A 25,021-nucleotide genomic window follows, 5' to 3' on the forward strand; every position below is an offset into this window, starting at 1 on the left:
ATTTCCCTCACAAGCAGCGTCCAGCGACTACGCTTCAAGCAAGTCCGATCAATCTGCGTGAATGGATCAATCGACTATGGGCGCACTGTGGCAAACCGAATCGACCAAGGCTGCGAAACCACAAGGCAGTTCGGACCCAGCGCCTTTACCCGAAAGTAAACCCCGGCCGCGCCATGGGCGTCGCCTGTTCTGGTTGATCGTGCTGATGGCGCTGATCGCCCTGGGCTTTGCCGCCGCCAGGGAGATGCGCACCTCGCACCTGCAGGCCGAGGCACTCAGCCGGCTGGCCCGCGACCTGACTTATGACGTCAGGCCCGGCCCCAGCGATGCGATCGTTTACCCCGGCGCAGGCCCATTCGATCGTCGCCTGGGCTACAGCGACCTCGATACATTCCTGCCGCGCTTGCTCAAGCGCGGCTACGTGATCGAAGCCCAGGCGTGGTTTTCCCCCGCGTTGATGGACTACAGCGCCAAAGGGCTGTTCGTGCCCTACACGGAAAAAATCCAGGCGGGACTTTCCATCACCGATTGTCGCGCCGTGCCGCTGTATCGGTACGACTACCCGCAACAGTTGTACTCAAGCTTCACGGCTATCCCCTCACTGGTCGTGAACAGCTTGCTGTTCATCGAAAACCGCGACCTGCTCGACCCCGCGCAACCCCAGGCCAACCCCGCCGTGGACTGGCCACGCTTCGCCAAGGCAGCCTGGTCGCAAGTCGCCCGGCTGCTGCACCTGCCAGGCCAGAGTGCCGGCGGCAGTACCCTCGCCACCCAGTTGGAGAAATATCGCCATTCGCCGGACGGGCTGACCGTATCGGGTGGGGAAAAGCTGAGACAGATGTTTTCCGCCGCCGTGCGCGCTTACCACGATGGGCCCGAGACCTTGCCGGCGCGGCAGGATATTGTGCGCGACTACCTCAACAGCGTGCCGCTGTCGGCGGTGCCGGGGCACGGCGAAGTGCACGGCATGGCCGAGGGGTTGCGGGTGTGGTACGGCGCCGACTTCAACCAGGTCAACCAGGCCTTGCGCGGCCCAGTGAATGCGCAGCAAGGCCTGGCGTTGCGTCAGGTGCTGTCGTTGATCATCGCGCAGCGTCGTCCTTCCCATTACCTCGCCAAAGGGCGGGACGAACTTGCCGACCTGACCGACAGCCATTTACGCCTACTGGCCCAGAATGGCGTGATCGGACCTGACTTACTGAAGGTCGCCCTGGCGAGCAAGGTCACTTACCGCGACTGGGCACAACAACCCACGCTTCAACCGATAGAAACCAATAAAGGCATCAGTGTGGCCCGCAGCCGTTTGGCCGCATTACTTGACCGGCCGCTGTACGACCTCGACCGCCTGGACCTGTCCGCCACCACGACCCTGCAAGCGCAGTTGCAGGGCCAAGTCAGTGACTACCTCAAGCACCTCGCCGACCCCGAGTATGCACGCCAGATCGGCCTGATCGGCGAGCGCCTGCTCACTCCCGCCAGTACCGCCCAGGTGCGCTACAGTTTCACCCTGTTCGAACTGACCCCGGACGGTGCGCGGGTGCGGGTACAGACCGACAACACCGACCAGCCCTTCGACATCAACGAAGGCAGCAAGCTGGAGCTGGGCTCCACCGCCAAGCTGCGGGTGCTCACCACCTACCTGCAAATCATCGCCGAACTACACGGCAAGTACGCCGCGCAAGCGCCCGCCGCGCTGAAAAAAGTCGCCGTCGACGACCAGGACCGCCTGAGCCGCTGGGCCCTCGATTACCTGATCCAGGCCCCGGACAAATCCCTGGCCGTCATGCTCGACGCGGCGCTGGACCGCACCTACTCGGCCAGCCCCGGCGAGCGCTTCTTCACCGGCGGCGGCTTGCACAGCTTCCATAACTTTCGCAGCCAGGACAACGGCCGCAGCCCGACCCTGCGCGACGCCTTGCGCGAATCGATCAACCTGCCATTTATTCGGCTGATGCGCGACGTGGTGCGCTATGTCACCTATTCGGGCGAGAACAACAGCGCCGAGTTGCTCAAGGACGACAGCGACCCGCGCCGCCAGGAATACCTTGCCGGTTTCGCTGACCGCGAAGGCACCACCTTCCTGCGCAAGTTCTGGAAGAAGTACCAGAAGAAAGACACCCAGGCACGCCTGGACACCTTCCTCGACAGCCTGCGCCCAACGCCGATCCGCCTGGCGGCCGTGCACCGCTACCTGTTGCCCGACGCCAGCCAGGCGAGCTTCAACCTGTTCGTGCGCTCACACCTGGCCGGCATCAAGACCCACGAAAAACTCACCGACGAACGCCTGCAAAAACTCTACAAGGACTACGGCCCCGGCACCTACGACCTGCCCGACCAAGGCTACATCGCCAAGGTGCACCCGCTGGACCTGTGGTTGCTCGGCTACTTGCTCAACCATCCCGAGGCAACGTTCAGCGAGGTGGTCAAGGCCAGCCAGTTCGAACGCCAGGAGGTGTACAGCTGGTTGTTCAAGAGCCGCCACCAGAGTGCGCGGGACAGCCGCATTCGCACCATGCTGGAGATCGAAGCCTTCCTCGACATCCATCAGCGCTGGCAGGCCGTGGGCTACCCCTTCGATCACCTGGTGCCGTCCCTGGCGACGGCGATCGGCAGCTCTGGCGATCGCCCGGCGGCCTTGGCTGAACTGATGGGCATTATTCTCAACGACGGGGTGCGCCCCAAGGTGCTGCGTATCGACAGCCTGTTGTTCGCCGCCGGCACGCCGTACGAAACGCGCGTCGTCAACGACCCGGCACCCGGCAAACAGGTGATCCCGGTCGAGGTCGCCAGGGCCCTGCGCGGCGCCTTGTCCCAGGTGGTGGACGCCGGCACCGCCAAACGCGTCGCCGGCAGTTTCAAGCTGGCCGACGGCACGCCGCTGGCCATGGGCGGCAAGACCGGCACCGGCGATAATCGCATCGAGGCCATCGGCGCCGGTGGGCGCATCCTCAGTTCCAAGTCGATCAACCGCACTGCCACGTTTGTGTTCTACCTGGGCGAACACCACTTCGGCACGTTAACCGCGTTTGTCCCCGGCCAATCCGCCGAGCACTTCACCTTCACCTCGGCCCTGCCCGTGCAGGTGCTCAAGGGCATGGCGCCGTTGCTGATGCCGTACTTGCAACCCGGCAGCCAGACCCTGTGCCGGGCAAACGCTGACCTCAGTCGAGGCTGAAAAACAGGCGCCTGGCCACGCCCAGAGAGAGAGCTTGACGTTCGATCTCAGGCACAGGTTGCAACTGACCAGTCTGCCCGCGACGAATACGCGCAAACCTGTCCGCCTCGACTTCGGCCTGGTCCTGGCGGCCCAGGTGTTCCTGTTCGGGACGCTTGAGGTGGGCGGCCACGAAATGATCGTCCAACGCCTTCTGCGTCGGGTAATGGAAATGGGCGACACACAGCGCTTCGCCGTTCGCGGCATCGACGACGGCGTAGACCTGCAGATAGTCGTCGCGGTGCCCCTTGAGCGCCACCCGCCCGCCGCGCCGGGTTATCCGAACCTCGTGGTGGCGATGCAGGAACTCCAGCGTGTCCTGGGTGATGGGCCGTACCTTGCTCGCCTGTATGCGAGCCTCCAGGCCGGCGGCCTCCAGGCTCGCCACCGAGGCGTGCAAGCGGCTGACCATGGCCCGGGCGTTGGCCTGTTGCACCACTGCCAGCCGCGTACTGTCGAGCACACTCAGCTTCTTGTTGATGTCCTCGGCCACCCAGCGTCGACGGGTGGCCTGGGACTCCAGCAGGTATTGCAGGCTCGACGGCTGGTTGACGCCAGGGATCATGGCCTTGACCTGATTGATGGCTTTATCGACCGTCGCCAACAGGGCTTCGCCTTTTTCCATCAGGCTGCTCAATGCCGGATCGGGGCGGCGCCGGGCGGGTGTCGGCCGGGCATCCCACACGCCGTCTTCGGCTTCGGTGAAGGCGGCGATGACTTGGCCCGAAGGGTCACGCAGTTCGGCGGCTGGGTGGTCGGACGGCAGGTCGCTCAGTTGGGCAACATACAGGTCGCGGTTACGCGTGCGGATGATCTTCTTGCGCCTTGCCCCTGGTACGGGTGCGGGCGGCTTGGTCCGTGGCCTGGTCTTGGCGACCGGTTGCGTCAGGTCGTTGAGTTGGCCTTCGATGTACAGATGCAGCTGTGTCAGTAACGCCTGGAGTTTTTGCAGGTAATCCACGTTGAACTTGTCCGGCTCCATGGCCCGCCAGAACTCGATCTGATCGTCGGTTTGCGCGTAGACCTGGTCAACGCTCTCCAGCAATTCGATGCGCTCCTGGTCAGTGACCTCCACGTGACGCAAGTCCGCCATGGAACGGTTGGCCCGACGCGCCCGGTTGATGGTTTCGCTGATGCTGTCGAAGAAGGCGTCCTCCAAAGGCGGCCCCGCCACATCGATGGCGATACCCCATAACGTGGTGAACTGCAGGGCTTGCAGGTCCTGCACCGATGGCCGTGGGGGCAAGCCTGCCGTCAAGGCCTCGGCCTTGTCGCGGCCAAGCCTGGGAACCTGCCGCAATTCGTCCAGGTGAAGGTCCTCCAGGGTTCGCCAGTGAATAGCGTGGTCGTGCAGCGTCGCCAATTCGCGCAGGCCCTGTCCCAACTCCACATGGGCCTGGCGGTTGATGTCGGACTGAGCCTCATCCTCGGTTTCGTCCTCCAACAATTTGAACACCGGATCGAGTCGCGCGTTGGTTGCCACCATCTGGTCGCGGGTCAGGGAACTGAGCAATTGCGTGCTCAGCACAACCGACTCCAGGGCGCCGCACAGCTCTTCTTCATAACGCGTGCGCGGTGCCAATTCGCGCAATGCGCGCAGGGTGTGCAGTTCCTTGCGGGCGAAACCACAGGCGCGTTCGGCTTCCTGGTGATAACGCTGCCTGGCTTGCACCCGACGTTGCTCATCAATGGCGCCTTCAGGCTGTTCGACCAGTGCACGGGCCACCGCCATCGCCTGGCGAGCCCGCGTCTGGTCCTGGCGTGCCTGCTGGTAGTCGCGGGTCAGGCTTTCACGCCGTGTACTGGCTGCCTGGCGGGCTTCCTGCCGGGCAGGGTCATCCGCGCCGCCACGCAGGTGCAGGCCCAGGTCGATGTCCCAACGCCCGTTGCCCAGGTGTTTGAGCCAGGGCCCCAGGATTTCGTCCGTGGCACCGACCACCCGTACCCGCCCCTGTTGGATCTGAACGCGATAGACCCGCCCGCGTACCAGCGCCTGCCAGTACCCGCCGACAGCCGATGCGGGTTTCAACAACCCTTGCAACGGACCGCTGGCTTCAGCCTGTTTCAGATCGTCGGGCGTGGGCTGCGACTCGAGGCTCAAGGCCGTCAGCCGCGCCTGCATGGCCGGGGTCAGGGTATCCCGTGCGTTGGCCCAGCCAAGCGGCGCACTGAACGATGCCGGGGCCACCACCCGCACCGGCGCGGCAGGCAACGGTTCGGCGCGGGCCAATGGCGCAAACGCCGGATGTTCCAGGTCCAGATGGCGCTGCACGTCATGGGGGGCAGCCTGATGCGCTATCACGGCTATCAGGTTGACCAGCATGTCCGTGACGGCGGCGGCTCGCGCCTGGGCATCGGTACTGTGCAGGCTCTGAAGATCCTCTCGTACGCTGTCCGTCAACTGCAGCAGCCACCCGGACAACGCCGCCGGCCCACGCAGGAACGGCAGCAGGTTGGTAAACAGCAGCCAACCGAGTTTTTTCAGGGTGGCCCAGCGCTGTTCGGCATTGGACTGTGACTGACGGTCGGCCAGGGTCACCAGCGCCTCGGCGGTTGCAATGAAAACCTGTTGCGCCGGGTCGCCCTCGACCACCTGTTTGTGCAGTTGTGCGGGAGCCGGTTTGGTGTAGACCGTGAACTCATCCGTCGGTAAAAAATGCCGGATGTGCGGCTCGATGAAACCACCCTTGACATAGATCGCCTGGCGTCGTGCATCTATCCAGCTCAGCACCTGATCCTGCAGTTCGCCAGGGGCCCTGATCGCCTCGAGCAAAGCCGCCAGGCTTTCATACTCCTGCAACGTCGGGCTCAGCAGTGGCCGGTACAACAGGTGCGGCCCTTCGTGCCCGGCCTGGGGCCCGATGATGAACTGGTTGGCAACCACGTCCGCCACCTGATCGGGCGCAGCGCGAAACGCCAGCGGCCACAGGGCCATGCCTTTTCCATCGAGCAGGCGTTGGGCCGGAGTAGCTTGCAACGCGGCCTGCAAGCGCAGGAAACCGGTGCGGGTCAGGCCGTGCAGCCCCTGGATTTTGTATTGCAGAGCCAGCAGCGGCAGTTGGTTACGCAGTTGCCGGCTGAACAACCGCCGGCGGCGCGTGGCTTCAGATTGGTCCTCCACCAGCTTGCGCTTGAGCAACAGCGGATAGGCTTGCCCGATATCGACCTGCTCGATGCAGGTGCTCAGCAGGTTGTACGTCAACCACGTCGGGGCCTTTTCGCCCTTGAGGCTGATCGACTTGGGCGTGTGTGGAAAGCCGGCGAGGTTTTCCAGGGCCAATTGCACCAGTGTCACGGTGACGGGTTCGACTTCCCCGGCAATGAAGCCGCCCGGCAGCGGCACGGCAGCGGCAATCACGCGATCGAACCGCAGGCTGATGTCTTGTGCTTTCAGCTTGGCCGTCAAGGGCTGCTGCTGCAAACACCCTTGCAATTGCTCGATGGCAAACTGCTCAATCGTCGGGATACCTTCCAGGTAGTCGTGTGCGCCCTCGGCATGCCCGGCCAGCACACAGCCACGCAGCAATTGGGCACAGGCGATACTGTCGGCGGCATCGGCCTGGCTCAGCCACAGCGGCAAGCCAGCACGCAACTTCTGTTGAAGAGAACTCAGGCGCGCGACAAACCAGTGAAAGGGGTCAGTGATGTCGTTCAGCAACTGTTGCAAAGCCTGGGGCGTGCGTGGCACCCGGCGGTCGATGCGGTCGAGGTCGCGCAACTGCCGCTCCAGGTAACTGGCCGCCAAAGCATCGAAGGGGTCCCCCTCCACCGGCTGGGAAAACCACTGTGCGACTTGCCCTGACGGTGACGGTTCCACCTCGGCAGCCAGCAAAGCCCCTATATCGTCTATAGCTTCAATGGGGGTGATTCCCGAGGCCGGGTTGTAGACCAACAAAGACGAACGCCCCAGCGCCAGGGTCCGCTCAAGCAACAGCCAAGGCAGCGTGCGCAGCTGGTTTTGCTGCAGGTGCAGCGTTTGCACGCGCAATGCCGCGCTGTGCAGGCTCCACTCACGGTCGGGCCGGGTCGCACGCAACAAGGTTTTCGGAAACAGCTCGGCAAAGCGCGCCGGGCTCATGCCAGGCGGCATGGGGGCATCGTAGAACAGCGCCAACAACTCATCGGACAAATACCCCCAGCGCACGCTGTCCACGGGCATTGCCTCATGCCACCACGCCTGCAATCGCTGGGAAAAAGCCTCCAGCAGAAAGCTACCGCATTCGTTGATCAATACCTCCAGTTCGGCAAGGCTCGGCCCGCCCGGCCCAATCACCTCGCGTACGCGTCGGACCACCTTGTGATAGTCCTGCACCAGCAACACTGGCCGAGCAGTCGCCAGGCGCTCCACCACCATCTGCGCCAATGAGGCATAGCGCCAGGCGCCTTCATCGGGGTGATCTTCAGGGGTTGCGATATGGAGCCATCGCGCGTGCTCGTTACGCGCGCTGAAATGACGGTCCAGGTAAGCCTGGGCACTGTCCAGGGCGACTGCCAACAAGGAGGGAGGGTCGTTGAACAGGGTTTCGATCTGTTCAATATGAGCTTGGCGCAGGGCGCTGGCAGTGAGGGGCATCCAGGTCTCTCCATGGGGTGGGTCCACTCAAGCTAATCCCTTGCGCCACCTCCGAAGACGTAGACAGTTAACACCGCCGACCGAGCCCCAGGAATAAAGCGCAGGCGACTTCAACTATCTACTGCCTCGCCCCCACCCCAGGGCACCTAGGCTGACGACCTTTTCTACACCTCAAGGTCATCTGCCATGCACCCGCCACCGCAGCCCGCGCCCGCGTCGTCCCTCCACCCAGACAAAGGCCCGCACTATGAATTGATCAAACAGAAGATCCCGCCATGGCTGCTCGCAACCTCGCCGGCCAGAGCTGAAGCCTTGAGCAAGGCCCGCCTGGACCTCGCGTCCTGGTATCACAGCGCGCCCCCTCAGGCTCACGCCAGCCTCAAGACGGCCAACGCCCAGGCATGGGTCACCCAGAACACGGTGGATGAGCGCCTCGAACAGGTCCAGGACGTCTATGCCTTCGCCGAGCCGTTGCTGACCCAGGCGCTCAAGACAACATACGGCGTGGACGCCAGCGTCCGGGACACCTTCCTGTTCCTGTACAGCGTCAAGGGCACGTTCATCCAGGGTGTCACCAGCCGCAGTGTGTCTCTGCTGGACGCCGCCCTGCACAACTTTGCCAAGGATGAGCACTTCACCGACGACTCCAGCTACACCAGCCGGCCCGACGCCCGCGGTCACTTCACCCTCAAGCCCCTAAAGCAGCAGATGAGCATTGCGCAGTTCACCGCCCTGTGCCGACAACTGGATCTGGGTGCCCAGTACCAGCGCCACCTGCAACAGCACCTGCTGCCCACCGACGAAACGCAACTGGCCGCGCTGCACGATGCGCTCATCGCCAGCCAGAAAGCCGCCCTGAACGCCGCGGCCCACCACGCCTTGCTCACGCACGCCATCGACGCCGCCAGTTTCCATGTGCTGCAACGCGCCCTCAACGGCGAGCGAGGCGTGCTGCAGTTTTATGAGTTGCAGATGATGGACTCGCGCCTGACCAGCATCCTGCTGATCGCCGCCGACCTTGAGCGCGCAACGGTCACCGTGCCGGTACTGGCGTATATCCCCCATGACCCACAGGCACCACTGATGGCATACCCCAGCAGCGCGGCGTTCATGCAAGCGCTGACCGATAAGTTGCGCACCGCCGCGTACCGCCAGTTCTTCAGCCAATTCATCGACCAGCAACAGCGCGGGCACTTTTTCGCCAACCTCGAACAACGCCTGAACCGCGTCCAGTGGTATCGCCGCACCGATCCGCTGGACACGCGCCCTACCTGGCGGGACACGCCGGTGGACCAGCCGCGCCTGCAATACGCCGCCGTGCCCATCGACGGCGACCTGTGGCGCCATCGCCTGCAACGCGGCCTCGACAAGATCTTCAATGACGCCCGCGACATCGTGGTATCCACCGCCGACAGCGACAGCCGCGCCCGCTGGGCCTGGTGGGATAATTTCAGCCGCGTGCTCAGCGAGATCTTCAACGCCGCCTTGCTGGTGATCACACCCTTCGTGCCGTGGCTGGGTGAGCTGATGCTGGCCTACACCGCCTACCAGTTGCTCGATGAAGTGGTCGAAGGTGTGGTCGACCTTGCCGAAGGCCAGGCCAGGGAAGCGGCCACGCACCTGGTCGGCGTGGTCAACGAAGTGGTGCAGTTGGGTGCGTTTCACATCGGCGGTCAACTGGTCAAGCTCATCCCTTCGCCCTTCGTCGATCAACTGCAGGCCATCGAACACAATGGTCAACCGCGCTTGTGGAACCCCGACCTGCGCCCCTACGCGTTGAAGGCCCCCGGCCTGCCCGGCGATTCGGCACCCGACGCGCTGGGCTTGCACACCCACGCAGGCCGCAGCGTGCTGCCCCTGGACGGCGAGCACTATGAAGTCAGGCTCGACGACGCCGGCCACCGTATCCAACACCCCAGCCGCCCCGACGCCTACGCACCGCGTTTGCAACACAACGGCCAGGGTGCCTGGACCCACGAGGCCGAAGACCCCAGGACCTGGGACGACCCCCAATTGATGCGACGCCTGGGTCACAGTGTCAATGACCTGGACGCGGCGCAACTGGAACAACTGCGCCAGACCAGTGGCACCGAGTACAACGAACTGCGTGCGCTGCATCGCGACAACGCAGCCCCCTCTCCGCGCCTGGCCGACAGCCTCAAGCGCTGGCGGCTGAGGCAGCACACGGAGCGCCTGGCCCAACGTTTAAAGGTCGGCGAGGCGGTGGATGATGACACCTACTGGAGCCCTCACTTGGCCACCGAACTGCCGCAATGGCCAGCGGACCAGGCGATTGACGTGTACGAAGAAGATGACCTCGGCGGCGCGCCCCTGCGTTACGGCGCCACCGACGCCAACGCCGTGCTGCCGATCAGCCGCCAGGCCCTGAACAGGGGCGAGCTGGCGCCGCGCCTGCTCGACGTTCTCAACGAAGCGCAACTCCAGGCCCTCGCCGGCCCCTTGCCGCAGACACGGGCGGCGCGTATCGATGCATTGCGCCAGCGCCTGGCCGATCAGCTCGCCGTACGTCAACGGGCAGTGTTCGACTACCTCTACCAGCACAGCGAGAGCGTGAACCAGGCAACGGCGCTGCGGGTCCGCGAGGCGTTCCCCGAACTGCCCAAAAGCCAGGTCGAATATCTGCTGGAACAAGCGCGCCCGGACGAACGGGCGCTCATGACCCACGGCCATCACTTGCCCCTGCGCCTCAAAAGCCTCGGGCGCGCACTCCAACTGCAAGCCCGGGCCACTCACGCGTATGAAGGCTTCCACGCCGCGCCGCTGCTCAACGAGCACAGCGAGCGCATGATGCTCGGTGCGCTTGAGCAACACAGCCCGGCCCTCGCCGCGCTGCACTTGCAAGTGCGCAGCCAGTCCACCGGCGGTGCAGTGCGCGCCGAGGCGGGTCGCGGCGACGCCCGGCGTATCCTGGTACATCGCGAAGACGGCCAGTACGCGGTCTACGACGGCGCTCACCAGAGCCTGCACCCCGCCAGTGACTTTTACAGCGCATTGCTCAACGCCCTGCCCAGGCCAACGCGTACCGCGATGGGCGACGCCGCCGCCGACGGCCCGGCGTTGCGCAACTGGTTGATGGAGCGCCTGGTACCGCTGGAGGATCGCTGCCGAGTGCTCGCCGACCCCATCGGCGCGCCGCCCGAACGCGAGACCCTGCGCCTGGTGCAGGCGCCAAGGTTCAAATGGGCGAGCAAGCTGCTGGGGCTGTCGCCAGGCTCGGTGGAAGAACGCGTCAAAGCCTTGTACCCGGGATTGAGCGCGGCAAAGGTGCAGGAACAGGTGCAAGCGTTTGACTCACCGGATGGCCTCACGGCGCTGCGTGAGCTGGAGCGGGAGAAAAAGCAGCTGGCCAAGGACCTGAAGAAATGGGTGGAGGCCCCCACGAGCCGGCATCAGGGCAACATCGAAGAACAAACCGCCGAGCGACTGGTGCGCTCTCAACTGTCCCAGGCCTTGCGGCGCAGTTGGGAGAAATCGGCAAGTGGCTACCGCGACGGGTTTGGCGAGCGCCAGCCAGGCAGCCGCCTGGACCTGGAAGGCTGGCCGCTGGGTACCTACCTGTTGCATATGCCGACACTGCGCACACCGCTCAAACACATCACCAGTCTGAACCTTGGCGACACCGGACTGGGCGATGCGCAGGCCAGGTTCCTGGAATTGTTTCCCAACCTCATCACTCTGGAGCTGGCGCAGAATCGCCTGACGCGGCTGCCGGAAACACTCACCACTCTGCCACGCCTGACCCAACTGGGGCTGAGCGCCAACCCCTTGCAATGGGACGCCCACTCCCTGGCCCAACTCAACACCCTCAGCCGCCTCAAGGTGCTGGACCTGTCCTACAACCGCCTGTTGCGCGAGCCACCGGACATCAGCGGCATGCCCGACCTGCGCGAGCTGTACCTGACGAATACGCAGTTGACGCAGTGGCCGCAAGGGTTGTTCGAACAGCCACGGCCCGAGGATTTCCTGCTCGACCTGCAAAACAGCCCGATCAAGAGCGTGCCGAAGTTTCTGCCCTGGCAAGCCGAGGCGCTGTTGGTGGCGCGCACGCGGTTGGACCGCAACCAGCTCGGCCTGGACGACGAAGAACGCATGGTCAGCTATCGCCTTGGCGCCGGCCTCGACCCTTATCGCACCTACCCGCCGCGTGGCGAACAGGACAGCGCGTTCTGGCTGCAGGACCTGCCGGCCGAACAGGGTCCATCGCGTCAGCGCCAATGGGACGAGCTGGAACAGGAACACGGCTCCCAGGGTTTCTTCGAAGTGATCCGCAGCCTGCAGACGCCCAACTACTTCGAGACCGAGGGCGATCGGGCCGCGTACCTGGCCAACCGGCGGGCGCTGAGCCTGAACGTCTGGCGCATGCTCGACGCGATGCACGCCGATGAAGCGCTGCGCAGGCGCTTCTTCACCCTGGCCAGCGCGCCCGCCAACTGCGCCGATGCGGGTGCGCAGGTGTTCAATAGCCTGGGCGTGCAGACCCTGGTGTACGAGGCCTACGCTGCGCGCCCGGCCCTGGAAGAAGGCGCCTTTGCCCGGCGACTGGCGCACCTGGCCTGGCAGGCCGCACGCCTGAGCCGCGTCACCGCCCTGGCCCGCCAGGAAGTGGCGCACCGACTGGCGCCGATTGACCAGGGTGGGCTCGGGTTGCGACTGACCAGCGAAGTGATCGATGGCGTACCGGGCAGCGTGGATGAAGTGCAGGTACACACGGCGTTGCAGACCGCCCTCAAGGCACGCCTGCACTTGCCCTGGCTGGCCGAACATATGGTCTATCGTGTCACCGCGTCGGTGAACCCCGCACTGATCGAGAAGACCTACAAGGCCGTCATCGAGAGCGAGGCCGGCGACGGCCGGGTGGATGCATTGTTGAACGTCGAGTTCTGGGACCGGTACCTGGAAGCCACTCACGCCGAAGCGCTGGCGCTGAACACCCAGGTCCATCAGGACAAAGCCGCACGCCTGGACGACTTGCTGCAGGCCCAGCACGCCTGGGTGCAGGGCCAGGGTTCGCGGCAAAGCGTTGAGACCCTGGCCGACGCGTTGGGCGTGCCCCGTGCCAGCGTGCTGACCGACGCCCCCGTCAGCCAGGCAACCTATGAACGCTGGCTGGAAGACGTGGGGCAGGCCCACAAGGCCCTGCGCCGACAATTGACCCGCGACGCGCTGGGACCGCTGCAAAGCGAGGCCGCGCCCTCAGACTTCGGAGTCCCAGACCACCGTAGCCGTTCCTGAATAGGTGGTGCCGCTGCCGTGTTCGAGCATCTGTGCCACACCGTCGGCCAGTACCGAAAAGTGCAAGGTGCTGGGTTGCCGGTAGATGTAGATGCGCGGCTGGAAGCGCTCGGTGCCGCTGCCGTCCAGGCGCAGCGGCAAGCGGTTGACCGGCCGCCCGGCACTGTCATACAAACCCGCCGGCAGGCTGACGGCCACCTCCAGCGGCACCTGGTGCGTGCCGTTGCTGACGCTGCAGGTGTTGCCCAGCGGCTGCCCGCACTCCAGGGTCATCTTGAAGGGGCCGCCCGACCACAGGCTGACGGTCTGGTCCCTGGCCAGGCGCGTCGGTTTGCGCCCGTTCTGCAGCCAGTTCTGCCAGCCGCCCTGGGGTTCCAATTGCACCCGGTTGCCGCCCGGCGGCACCTGTACGCGCAGGTGATGGTCCACTGTCAGGGTGAAGTTGAACGTCAGGACGTTATCGTTGGGGATCATCACATCGCCGAAATCGAAATCCCCACCCGGGCCTAGCACATAACTGATGCTGCCCGTGTATTCACCCGGCGCCATGGCCAACGGGTTCGGGGTTTTCAGGCCGTAGGCATACTCCATATTGCTGTAGTTGAACCAGTCGATGGTGGTGGAAGGCACCCGGTGACACACGCCAGCGTTTTCCGGGACCAGCCAGAAGAACAACACGAAGTTGGTTCCAGCGGCAAAATAGTTGATGCCGCGACAAGGGCTGGGCGCATCCCGCCACGCGCTGCTCCAAGGCAAGCCGGGTTGCCCCCAGGCACTCACGCCGGGGCGGCTGTTCCAGCGATGGCCGATGCCTGCGATGCGCATCTGTACCGTATCGGTCTGCCCGGTTTCGGTATGGGTGACCTGCACCGCACGCCACTCCGAAGGCACCTTCCACATGGCCCCCTGGCGGGGGCTGGGGTGGTTTGCGGGAATGGGCCCGTTGGCCTCGGCCGTGAAGGCGTTGGTGCGGATGGTGAAGATCCCCAGCGCGTTGCAATGCCCCGGGATATGCCCCGGGCAAATGCCGCTCTGGGGCGTGGTGTTGACGAACTCGTTGACCGTCGGGTTGGACGGGTCGGGGCGGAACTTGGCGGTGATGTCCTGGGTAAGTGCGCTGGCCAAAGGGCTGATCAACGCGGCCGTCAGCCCGGATGCCAGGATCAGTCTGCTGATCCAATAGTGACTCATTTAAACCTCCGAATCCCAGATCACGGTGGCTGTGCCTGTATAGGTACTGCCGCTGCCGTGTTCGAGCATCTGCGCCACCCCCTCGGATTGAATGGAAAAGTGCAGCGTGCTGGGCTTGCGGTCGACAAAGCGGGTCGGTTTAAACAGCTCGCTGCCACTGCCGTCAAGGCGCAGGGGCAAGCGGTTGACCGGACGTCCGGAGGCATCGCTCAAACCTGCGGGCAACGTGACAGCGATGTCCAGCGGCACCTGATGCGTACCGTTGCTTACGCTGCAGGAATTGCCCATGGGCGCCCCGCACTCCAGGGTCATCTTGAACTGAGTACTGGTCCACAGGTTGAGGGTCTGGTCGCGGTACAACCGGGTCGGTTTGCGCCCGTTTTGCAGCCACGCCTGCCACCCCCCTTGAGGCTCAAGCTGTACGCGATTGCCACCGGGGGGCACCTCGACCTTGAGGATATGGTCCACATCCAGTACGAAGTCCAGGATGGCGACGTTGTCGAACGGAACGACGCGGTCGCCGAAATCGAAGTCCATCCCCGGGCCTACGGTGTAGAGCTGGCTGCCACGGTAAATCCCGGCGGGCATATCCAATGGGTTGGGCGTACGCAGCTCGTAAGTGAAATACAGGTCGGGGAAATCCATATAGGGCAGATCAAACAGCGCCTGGGTGGCGCAGGCGCCCGCATTTTCCGGCACATGCCAGAGCCACTCGACCCAGTAAGCGGTGCCATTGATCATTCCGGTGGGGATACACGGTGCCGGCGCTTTATGCCAGCGTCCGGTACTCCACAATTGTTCGTAGTCTCCACCATTGGTGATCAGCGTCACATGCCCGCCGTGACGCTCGGTGCCACCGATCCCCGAGATACGCACCTCCAACTGACTGCTGTCGCCAGCAGCGCTGGTGACCGTGATGGTTCGCCATTCGGACGGAACCTTCAGGTATACGCCCTGACGCGGGTCGGCGTGGTTGGCGGCAACCGGTCCACCAGTGGTTTGCGGCCTTGGGCCGATGGGCATGTCCAGACTGAACCAGCCTCTAGGCTCGCAGTAATAAACGAAGTGCTTACAGAACCCCGTACTGGGCGTGACGTTGGTAAAGCGGTTGACCATCGGGTTGCTGGGGTCGGGACGGAATTCGGCACGGACCTCGGCGGAACCGGCCTGGGCTGCACTCGCAACCAGCGTGAGAACCAGGCCAAGGCCCCATTGGATATGACGTAAATACCTCATGGATTCGCCCCCGGCGCCAGCGCATCGAACACCATGTGCACCGTGCCGTAATAGTTACCCGGGGCGTAGTCATCCGCCGGTTTGATCGCGGCGATTTCCAAAGCCACGCGCTTGCCCGGCGCGGCATCGGTGCTGGACACCACTTCGCTGGAGGTCAGGCCCAGCTCTTGATTGTTGAAGGTCACGCGCAGGTCGATACGCTCCCTGCCGTTGAACAGAAACGGTTCGGCATCCAGCCGTGCGCCAATGGCGCCGCTGACGTTTTTCACATCGAATTGCGCACGCAGCGGCTTGAGTTGCGATGACACCGGGTTGTAATCCAGCGGCTGGTCGCGCTGCACCAGGGTCGGATCCACCGGGAGCACATAAAACTGCGCCGTGGGGATTTCCACGAACACCTCGAAGGTTTCCCGCTCTACCGCCGCGCGGGCCGAGGGCAACACGCAAATGGCACTGAGCGAGGCGAATGCCAGCGTCTTGAAGAGTGTGATCACCCCTTGACCTCCATCGGTTTTTTCTCGCTGCCTTCGATCAGGCTGAAGCGGTAGGAGCGGCCAGGCTCTTTATCGAATCCATAGGAACGACCGGCCATGATGTGGTGCTTGACCGTCGGCCGGCATTCCAGGGTATTGGCCGCCGAGCAGTCCTTGAATTCATCGACCACCACGACACTGTTGCCCTTGTTGACCAAGGTGTAGCGCTTGCCTTCGTCACGCACCTGGGTGTCAAACCGCACGTTGCTGGGGCGCACGAAAAACACCGTGCCGTAACCCGCCAGCACGCGTACGCCAGCGGCCAGGCTGTCTTTGTATTGCTTGCGCTCTTCTTCGGTGACGGCGAACTCGTCTTCGGTCTCGGGCACCACCGGTACGAAGCGCACGCGGAAGTAGCGTTCCTTGTCACGGTTGCCCATGAACAGCAGGCGCGTGCCCTGGGTGCCGTTGGCCGGTACGATCAGCCGCGCCGGGCTGGCCATCAGGCCATCGCGCGCAGCGGCGCCGGGCTGGTTCTGCAACGGTACTTCACGGTAGGAGCCATCGGCGTCGTAGATCATTTCCAGGATGTTGACCTTGACGAACGCCGTGGAGGTGCCGCCATTGAACACCCGTTTCATATAGGTGCTCTTACCCGCCTCCAGGTAGTCGTACACCACGCCTACGTTGATCTGGGGGCCCGCCTGGGCCCCCAGGGAGAAAAGACATACGCATAACAACCAAAAACGTTTCATGCCACAACCTCATGTTTTGCAAGCGGCCAAGCGCGGCCATTTATCCAGGAACTATTCAACCCGCCGTTGCCGTGCCCAGGGTGGCCTCGGCCAGGGTGTCAGGGGTACAGCGCAGGTCACCGATCATCAGCACATCGCTCTCCTGGCGCGCCTGGCTGGGGTCAAGGCGGAACTGGCAGAGCAACTGGTTGGCGTAGCGCACTTCCAGGGTGGGCGAGCTGGCGTTCATCTCCATGGAGAAGAACCCGTCGACCTCGCTGACCCCGCGACTGGCGTGATTGATCACGTGGTGCCCCTTGAGCGGCCGGCCCTGGGCATCCAGCAGGCGACCGAGCACCGTGACGGTTCTCATCACGCTGATCTTGCGGTAGCCCACCCCGCCCTTGTTCAAGTGGTAGCTGGACCGCGCCGGCTGAATGTTGGCCGCCGGTGGATGGTTGCCCTCGAAGTCGAAACTCAGGGTGCTGTTCTTGTAGGCGGTGATGGGCACGAAGTTGCGCCCCGGCCGCAGGGTGCTGCTGCCGCCGGTAAGGTCGTCGGCGCGCAGGGTGATGTCGTCCAGGTCGGTCTCCACATCCACGATCATCCCGGCGCCGTGGCCTTGGGGCTGGCTGCTCAGGGCAACTTTCTGCCCGCCCACCGCGACGGTGCTGCTCAGGTTCAAGCCACCGGTGATCTTGTTGTTGAAGGAGGAACGCTGGGCAAAGGCATCGCCGTACAGCGCATCGGTCTGGAAGCTGGTACGACCGGACAACCCGACGCCGTAAGTATCGGCAATCGCCGTGGCCGACACGCTTTGCAGCACGTGATCGTCCAGGGTGCGCTGGTAGGTCAGCGAGCCATTGTTGTCGCGGCTGCCGTCACGGGCGGTGCGCGTACCGAGGCTGGCGGACCATTGCTCGTTGGGCCCGCCCAGGGCCAGGCTGACGCTCACGTCGACGCCCACGTTGCGTTTGTCGCCGGTGCTGGAGGTGGCCGGGCGATCGAACACCGAAAAACGCCAGTTGGCGTCGCTGCCGAGAAGCTTGCCGCGCTGGTTCCAGCCCAGGTCCAGGCCCAGCCCTTCGATGTTGCCCTGGCTGTAGGACAGGCGCGAGTTGATCGAACTCTTGTTGCTCAATCGATGGTTGATCGACAGCGACGAGTTGCTGGTCTGGCCGATAAAGGTGGTCCGCGGCCGCAGCCGTGTGCCGTCGGGGAGGATCTCGTAGGTGCGGCGGGTGTCCAGCCAACTGCGGTTGTGGCTGAGTACCACGCTGCCGTGCCCGTAGCTGTAGAGGCCTTGCATATCCAGGCCGGTGCCATGGTCCTGGGTCTGGTAGACGTTGGCGTAGAGGCTGGTGCTGTTGGCCAGGGTCCAGTCGATGGACGTGCCGTATTGCATCTTCTCGCGCACTTTGCGCGTGGACAGGCCCAGGATTACCCGTGGATGGGCCAGGTAGTTGGCGCTGGCGCCGTAGGTCATGAACCCGGTGGCTTGTTCGTCCCAGTTACTGAGCAGCTTGGTTTCCCGACCGACGAAGGTGTTATAGCGCCAGCGTTCGTCGGCATTGCGCCAGTTGTTGGGTTTGTACACCAGTTCCTGGGTGGTGGCCGTGGTCAGCCCGTCTTCGATCAGACGCACCTCTACTTCATAGATGCCCCCCGGCAGCGAGCGTGTGTCGAGGGTCTGCAACCCCGCCGCCACCGGCTGGCTATTGATCAACAGGCCATTACGGTAGATCTCTACCGACGCCTGGCGGCTGGCGGTGACGTAAATCGGGTACACGCTGGGCTTGGGGTTGTTGATCAGCAGGCTGTCGGAGCTGCCGTACATCAGGCCCACGGCGGTGTCGGGGTTGGCGCCGAATGAGCGGACCTGCCGCGTGAGGCCATCGGAGCCAGGGGTGAAGTAACCCAGGCGCAGGAAGTTGCCTTCCATTTCACGCTGGCTGTAAAGCTCATGCACGGCGTGGTACAGCGTGGTATCGGTGCCGCCGAAACGCGACAGTTGCAGGTTCAGTGCCTGGGTCCAATTGCCGACGCTGGCGCTGGCTTCCAGGCCGTAACGGCCGCCCAACGCTTCATCCTGCCCACCATTGAGGTTCAATTGGTTATTGACGATCAGGCCCAGGCTTCCGGCCTCCGGCTGGTCGTAATAACGCTTGGTCTGCGTGGTGCGCTCGACATTCTCGGTGAGGATCGAGACCAATGAGTTTTCCAGGCTGTAGTGCATCGCCAGGAGTTGCTCTGGGCAACTTCTTTCGCAACTTCCAAGGGTCATGCCCTGTTGCAGGAGTTGCTGCCACTTGGCCCGTTCTGAAGCCGCGAAGGGACTGTCGTTGGCGTCCGTGAATTCCAGCAAGGTAATACGGTCATTGCGGTCCAGCACAATCATGGCCTCGCCGAGAAACTGTTGGTCCAGTTCCACGCGCACGGCCAAGGGCACGTCAAAAAAGTGCTCTTCGAAATCGTTTGGCAATCCCTTGGACTGTGACAGCAAACTGCCCGGCGTCGTGCCAGGCGCTGTCGGCGCGGCCAGGGCGCCGGCGCACATCAATAGCGCCAGCGCGCCCGCAATAGGCGTCTTCGAAAACATGAACGGAATACTCGTAAATACGCACAGTCAGGGCTGCTTGACAAGGTCGGCAGCCATTGCCGGCAACCGACCTTGGGTCAATGCCCGCGTGATCGTCGCGATCACGGGGCCAGGGGTGCTCCGCGTCGGTTACGGATTCGGCGTACGCGGCACGGCGTCGAAGATCACCGTGTAACTGGCGGTGTACAGGCCATTCTGGGTGTCTGTCGGCTTGGCCGGAGTGATCACCAGGTCGGCCTGGGTGCCCGGGGTGGATTGAGGGTCGTCCACCACTTCCTGCGGGGTGCCAGTCAGGGTGACGCCGTTGAAGGTGTTGGTCAGCGCAATGCTGTTGGAACCGTTGTACAGCGCGGCCGACGTCGGGCCGCCTTCGATGTAGGCATGCACCGAACCGTCGGTGTTTTTCACGTCGAACGTGGCGCGCAGGGAACTCAGCTCACCGCTCACCGGGTTGTAGTTCATGGTTTCGTCTTTACCGAAGTTCGGGTCCCGTGGCTGCGCATGAAACTGCTTGGTCGGGATGTCGGCCTTGATGTTGATGGCGGTGCGCGCGTCATCGGCGGCAACGACCAGGGACGAATTCAAGGCGACCGCGACCAGAGCGGCCGCGACGGAAAGTTGTTTCAACATAGCGATATACCTGTTGGTTAAAAACAATTTAGTGAAGTCATTAAAAACCTGCATTACGCAAACTTTTCAACAACTTGCATTGACGAACGCACCGTCTCGCCTTATGCCAAACAAGTATTCTCAAAATAAAAGTTCAAGTAAGCAGTCCGCTTCTCTACTTCATGTAGCCGAGACACACCTAGTAATATGGGAAAAAAGTGGCATTTTGCCAAAACTTTAAAATCACCTGTAAGAAAAAGACTACTTGATAATAAACGAGAATAATTACGCACCGAACAAGTATGTAAGAACAATACGACATGCGCATAAAAACTCCAACATTCGCGTGCCGACAACGCGTGTAAGAGAACACCACTGACTACTTGAGTAGTTACTCTATTTATACAGAGTTGAATAACTCGAAACTTTCAGCCTGCTTTTCAGGCTCGTAATGCCTTGCGTGCCGTTGGTCGGGTGCGTTTGCCCTAGTCATAAGATATATCTTACGTTGTATCTAACCACGACAGGAGAAGCGCAATGAGAGGACACCCTCACCACGACAGCCACGACGGCTTCGAAAAACGCGGCGGTCGCGAACGCGGTGGCCGCGGCCCGCGGGTCTTTGCCCCAGGCGATCTGAAATTGCTGCTGCCGGCGCTGATCGCCGAACAGCCCTGCCATGGCTATGACCTGATCCGTCAGATCGAAAGCCTGTTCGACGGCGCCTACAGCCCCAGCCCCGGGGTGATCTACCCCACGCTGACCTTTCTTGAAGAAAGCGAGTTGATCAGCGGCGACACCGAAGGCGGGAAAAAACGCTACACAATCACCGACGCCGGTCGTCTCTTCTTAAGCGAGCAGACGGTTGCCCTCGACGGTATTCGTCTGCGCATGGACGTGAGCAAGCGCGCGCTGCGCGGCCAGGACCGACCGCCGGAAATCCACGAGGCGGTGCACAACCTGCGCCATGCCTTGCATTCGCACCACGGGCGCTGGAGCCCGGAAGAAATCGTGCGTGTCGCGGCACTGCTCAACAGCACCGCCCAAGCCATTGTCGACGGGAAAAACCAATGAATACGCAAACCATCCATCGCGTTACCCACGAAATCAAACGTCGCCGCCTGCACGTGCTGCGGGTGGTGGACATCACCCCACGCATGCGCCGCATCACCCTGGGCGGGCCCGAATTGGCCGGGTTTGTCAGCCTGGGCAGTGACGATCACATCAAGCTGCTGTTCCCCCAGAACGCCGCCGAACAGGCCGCGCTGGAAAGCCCGACGTTCGCCATCAAGGGCGACGGGCCGCAACCGGCCATGCGCGACTACACGCCGCGGCGTTTCGACCTGAGCATCGGTGAACTGGATATCGACTTTGTGCTGCATGGCGACGGCCCTGCGTCGACCTGGGCCGAGCAGGCGCAGGTCGGCCAACACCTGTACATCGGTGGGCCACGGGGCTCGATGATCGTGCCTGATATCTTCGACAGCTACCTGTTGATCGGCGATGAAACCGCCATCCCGGCCATCGCTCGCCGCCTGGAAGAATTGCCGGCAGGGCGCACCGTGCTGGCCGTGATCGAGATCGCCAATACAGCCGAAAAGCAGGCGCTGCAAAGCGCGGCCGACGTCCAGGTGATCTGGGTGATTCGCGGCCAGGACGACCTGCTCGACACCGTGCGCAAACTGACGCTGCCGAGTGGCTTGCTGTACAGCTTTGTCGCCACCGAAACCAAGCTGTCGCGCCAGGTGCGCCGCGTGCTGCTGGACACGCACCAGGTCAAGGAGGAGTTCCTCAAGGCCGTCGGTTACTGGCGCGCCGAAGGCAGCGACGAAGAATGAATCAGGGCTGGGGCTTGATGAGCTTGTCCAGCCCCACCACTGCCCCTGCTATCGCGACAAACCCCGCCAGAATGCCCCCCGCATTCACGAACACCTGTGGATAACCAAGGGTGCCCACATCAATGAACGGGTACTGATACTGCCCGAGCAAATCCCCCCGCAGCAGCACATAGGCAAAGTACACCAGCGGGTAAATCACCCAGCCGGCGATGTGCCTGAGGTGCAGGTTGCCCTTGGGCACGCACTGCCACCAGTAGATAAAAAACAGCACCGGCATTACGTCGTGCAGCAACTCGTCGGCGATGAACTGGAAGCCTTCGGGTTGCCACAGATGCCGCAGCAACAGGTTGTAAGCCAGGCCCACCACCAGGATGCTCACGGCGATACCACTGCTGATGCCGGGCGCGAGGAAAAACCGCTTCGCGGGTGAATCGCGCTTCACCAGCGCATAGCTCAACACCACCACCGCGAGGGTGTTGGTGAGCACGGTGAAGAAACTGAAAAAGTTGACCAGCCCGCCCATCAGGCTGGCGCCGGATTCCCAGCGCGAATAGAAAATCAGGTATTGCTGAATCACCAACCCCACCCAACCAGCAAGCGCCGCCGCAGCCACAAACCGCTTCATGGGATCAGTCCAGCGGACGTTTGGTACGCATCAGTTTCACGTACAACCCTTCGACTTTTTCCCGCGCCCACGGGGTCTTGCGCAAGAACGTGAGGCTTGACTTGATGCTCGGGTCGCTCTTGAAGCAGCGTACGTCAATGCGTTCGGCCAGGCCGGCCCATTCGTAATGCTCCACCAGGGTGGTGAGGACGTGTTGCAGGGTCACGCCGTGGAGAGGGTCGTTGCTTGTCGCGGTCATGCCAGGCCTTTAGAAAAGAGAACACACAGCTGCGCACTTTAGCACGATCAAAAAAGTTCCCGTTTTCAGCGAAAAAGAGATGTTATATTGTAACTATACATCTCAAATCTTTTCGTTGCTTTACAAAGGAATGCCCAATGCTCTTCTCTTCCCTATGGCGCCTGTCCCCGCTCGCCGCCGCCCTCCTGATCGGCTCCGAAGCCCATGCCCTGGAGCTGCAACCCCAAGTCATCACCGGCAACCCGCTGGGCAGCGAGCAGCTCGCCTCGCCGACCACCGTGCTGGAAGGCGATGACCTGACCCTGCAACAAAAGGGCAGCCTCGGCGAAACCCTGAACAAGCAGCCAGGCGTGTCGTCGTCGTACTTTGGCCCGGGCGCCAGCCGGCCGATCATCCGCGGGCAGGATGGCGACCGCATTCGCATCCTGCGCAATGGCGTGGGCGCGCTGGATGCGTCATCGCTGTCCTACGACCACGCGGTGCCGCTGGATCCGGTCAACGTGGATCGCGTTGAAATCGTGCGCGGCCCGGCGGCGCTGTTGTACGGCGGCAGCGCCATCGGTGGCGTGGTCAACACCTTTGACAACCGCATCCCCACCGAAGCCATCGAAGGCATCCACGGTGCCGGTGAATTGCGTTACGGCGGCGCCGACACCACGCGCAGCAGCGCCGGCAAACTGGAGGCTGGCAACGGCACGTTCGCCTTGCACCTGGACGCCAACGCGCGGGAATTCAACGACCTGAAAATCCCCGGTCAGGCGCGCAGCCGCCACGCCCCGGCAACCGACGACGCCCCCGGCAAGAATGGCCGCCTGGGCAACAGCGACGGGCGCCAGGACGGCGGTGCCGTGGGCGGTTCCTACACCTGGGACGACGGCTATGCCGGGTTGTCCTACAGCAACTACGACGCCAACTACGGCTCCCCTGCCGAACAGGATGTGCGCATCCGCATGAAGCAGGATCACTACGCCTTCGCTTCGGAGATCCGCAACCTGCAGGGTCCGTTCACCTCGGTGAAACTCGACGCGGGCTACACCGACTACGAGCACCGCGAAATCGAAGGTGGCGAAACCGGCACGATCTTCAAGAACAAGGGGTATGAAGCCCGGATAGAAGCCCGCCACCAGCCGCTTGGCCCGTTCGATGGCGTGGTGGGCGCGCAAGTGACCCGCAACGAGTTCTCCGCCCTCGGCGAAGAGGCCTTCGTGCCGCAGACCGACACCAACGCCGGCGCGCTGTTTATCCTCGAAGAAATGCAGGCCACCGAGCGCCTCAAACTCAGCCTCGGCGGGCGCCTGGAACACACCAGCGTCGACCCGGATGCCAAGGGCAACGCGCGTTTTGCCAATGCCGACAAATCCAATGACTTCACCGCCGGCAGCTTGTCTTCGGGTGCGGTCTACACCCTCACACCCGTGTGGTCCCTGGCCGCCACCCTGGGCTACACCGAGCGTGCACCGACCTTCTACGAGCTGTATGCCAACGGCGCCCACGTCGCCACCGGCACCTACGAGCTGGGGGATGCCAACCTGAAAAAAGAAAAAGCCGTGTCCAGCGACCTGGCGCTGCGCTTTGACAATGGCACTCACAAGGGCAGCTTCGGGGTGTTCTACAGCCGCTTCTCCAACTACATCGGGCTGTTGGGCAGCGGTCGCACGCTGAACGATGAAGGCGAAGAAGACGCGGGCGGTATCCCTGAGTACAAGTACTCTGGCGTGCGGGCACGCTTCGCCGGCTTTGAAGCCCAGGATCACTGGAAACTTGGCGAAAGCGCCTACGGTAAGTTCGCGCTGGAACTGTCAGGCGACTACACCCGTGCGACCAACCTCGACACCGGCGAAGCCCTCCCGCGTATCGCACCGTTGCGCTTGAACAGCGGCTTGCTGTGGGAACTGGACCGCTGGCAGGCACGTATCGATGTGGAACACGCGGCGGGCCAGGGTCGCGTGCCGGATAACGAAAGCGGCACCGATGGCTACACTACGCTCGGCGCAAGCATGGGTTATCACTTCAATATGGGTGGCAGCCAGTGGCTGGCGTTCGTGAACGGCGAGAACTTGACCAACCAGACCGTGCGCTATGCCAGCTCGATCCTGCGCGATATTGCCCCGGCGCCGGGTAGAAGTGTGCAGTTTGGCGTTCGAACCACCTTCTAAAAATTTTCCCCCCAGCCTGTAGGAACCCGCTTACTGTGGCGAGCGGGCTTGCCCCCCGCGTTGGGCTGCGCAGCAGCCCCAAAACCAGTCACTGAGTCTTTCTCAAAGACTGTGGTGAATTGACAGGGGCTGCTTCGCAGCCCAACGCGGGGCAAGCCCGCTCGCCACAGGGCAGGGCTTCATGAAGCCAACGTTGCAGCGACTATCTGTCACTGTTACCAAATCTGAAATGATGCATCTTGCGATTTACGCTTTCTCTCGACGCCCTCTCCCTTTATCCTT

The 25,021-nt window shown here is 63.0% G+C and carries 14 protein-coding genes; 5 read left to right on the top strand and 9 right to left on the bottom strand.

Annotated elements, in window-relative coordinates:
• Positions 1-76: 76 nt before the first annotated feature.
• Positions 77-3,175 (top strand): transglycosylase domain-containing protein, encoded by a 3,099-nt coding sequence (locus BM026_RS06645; RefSeq protein ID WP_093512305.1) that lies wholly within the window; start codon positions 77-79, stop codon positions 3,173-3,175.
• Here BM026_RS06645 and BM026_RS06650 read toward each other — a convergent pair.
• Positions 3,162-7,787, bottom strand: coding sequence for a hypothetical protein (locus tag BM026_RS06650; RefSeq protein WP_093527724.1), 4,626 nt, complete (start codon positions 7,785-7,787; stop codon positions 3,162-3,164). The genes BM026_RS06645 and BM026_RS06650 overlap by 14 nt on opposite strands.
• Before the next feature lie 186 nt (positions 7,788-7,973).
• Here BM026_RS06650 and BM026_RS06655 point away from each other — a divergent pair, with 186 nt between their 5' ends.
• Complete coding sequence (locus BM026_RS06655) at positions 7,974-13,040, top strand: NEL-type E3 ubiquitin ligase domain-containing protein (protein WP_093527726.1); 5,067 nt, start codon at positions 7,974-7,976, stop codon at positions 13,038-13,040.
• On the opposite strand, the gene BM026_RS06660 is transcribed toward BM026_RS06655, so the two are convergent.
• From BM026_RS06660 to BM026_RS06685, 6 genes are all read right to left on the bottom strand, one after another.
• Entirely contained in the window at positions 13,002-14,231 is a 1,230-nt protein-coding gene (locus tag BM026_RS06660) for a hypothetical protein (protein WP_092241005.1), read from the bottom strand. The two genes, BM026_RS06655 and BM026_RS06660, sit on opposite strands and share 39 nt — an antisense overlap.
• On the bottom strand, positions 14,232-15,467 hold the full coding sequence (locus BM026_RS06665) for a hypothetical protein (RefSeq protein WP_175507930.1): 1,236 nt from the start codon (positions 15,465-15,467) through the stop codon (positions 14,232-14,234).
• Positions 15,464-15,961, bottom strand: a complete 498-nt coding sequence (locus BM026_RS06670; RefSeq protein WP_371914358.1) for a CS1 type fimbrial major subunit — start codon at positions 15,959-15,961, stop codon at positions 15,464-15,466. The genes BM026_RS06665 and BM026_RS06670 overlap by 4 nt, the downstream gene beginning before the upstream one ends.
• Positions 15,958-16,695: a pilus assembly protein gene (locus BM026_RS06675; protein WP_071488668.1), complete on the bottom strand. Its 738-nt coding sequence runs from the start codon at positions 16,693-16,695 to the stop codon at positions 15,958-15,960. Before BM026_RS06675 ends, BM026_RS06670 begins: the two co-directional genes overlap by 4 nt.
• Before the next feature lie 55 nt (positions 16,696-16,750).
• A complete protein-coding gene (locus BM026_RS06680) occupies positions 16,751-19,273 on the bottom strand; it encodes a CS1-pili formation C-terminal domain-containing protein (protein ID WP_093527728.1) in 2,523 nt (840 codons plus the stop codon).
• 129 nt (positions 19,274-19,402) lie between these two features.
• Positions 19,403-19,903: a CS1 type fimbrial major subunit gene (locus BM026_RS06685; protein WP_092241001.1), complete on the bottom strand. Its 501-nt coding sequence runs from the start codon at positions 19,901-19,903 to the stop codon at positions 19,403-19,405.
• A 516-nt stretch (positions 19,904-20,419) separates the two neighbouring features.
• Between BM026_RS06685 and BM026_RS06690 the strand changes: the two genes are divergently transcribed.
• Positions 20,420-20,956 (top strand): PadR family transcriptional regulator, encoded by a 537-nt coding sequence (locus BM026_RS06690; RefSeq protein WP_092240999.1) that lies wholly within the window; start codon positions 20,420-20,422, stop codon positions 20,954-20,956.
• A complete protein-coding gene (locus tag BM026_RS06695) occupies positions 20,953-21,720 on the top strand; it encodes a siderophore-interacting protein (protein ID WP_093527730.1) in 768 nt (255 codons plus the stop codon). Before BM026_RS06690 ends, BM026_RS06695 begins: the two co-directional genes overlap by 4 nt.
• A 1-nt stretch (position 21,721) precedes the next feature.
• Here BM026_RS06695 and BM026_RS06700 read toward each other — a convergent pair whose 3' ends face one another.
• Together BM026_RS06700 and BM026_RS06705 are read right to left on the bottom strand one after the other, a co-directional pair.
• Positions 21,722-22,345, bottom strand: a complete 624-nt coding sequence (locus tag BM026_RS06700) for a Pr6Pr family membrane protein (RefSeq protein ID WP_092240995.1) — start codon at positions 22,343-22,345, stop codon at positions 21,722-21,724.
• A gap of 4 nt (positions 22,346-22,349) precedes the next feature.
• Entirely contained in the window at positions 22,350-22,583 is a 234-nt protein-coding gene (locus BM026_RS06705; RefSeq protein WP_048720273.1) for a VF530 family protein, read from the bottom strand.
• 137 nt (positions 22,584-22,720) lie between these two features.
• Between BM026_RS06705 and BM026_RS06710 the strand changes: the two genes are divergently transcribed.
• Positions 22,721-24,739, top strand: a complete 2,019-nt coding sequence (locus BM026_RS06710) for a TonB-dependent receptor (RefSeq protein WP_093512319.1) — start codon at positions 22,721-22,723, stop codon at positions 24,737-24,739.
• Positions 24,740-25,021: the final 282 nt, after the last annotated feature.

This window comes from Pseudomonas sp. NFPP24 (assembly GCF_900112095.1).
Lineage (GTDB): Bacteria > Pseudomonadota > Gammaproteobacteria > Pseudomonadales > Pseudomonadaceae > Aquipseudomonas > Aquipseudomonas extremorientalis.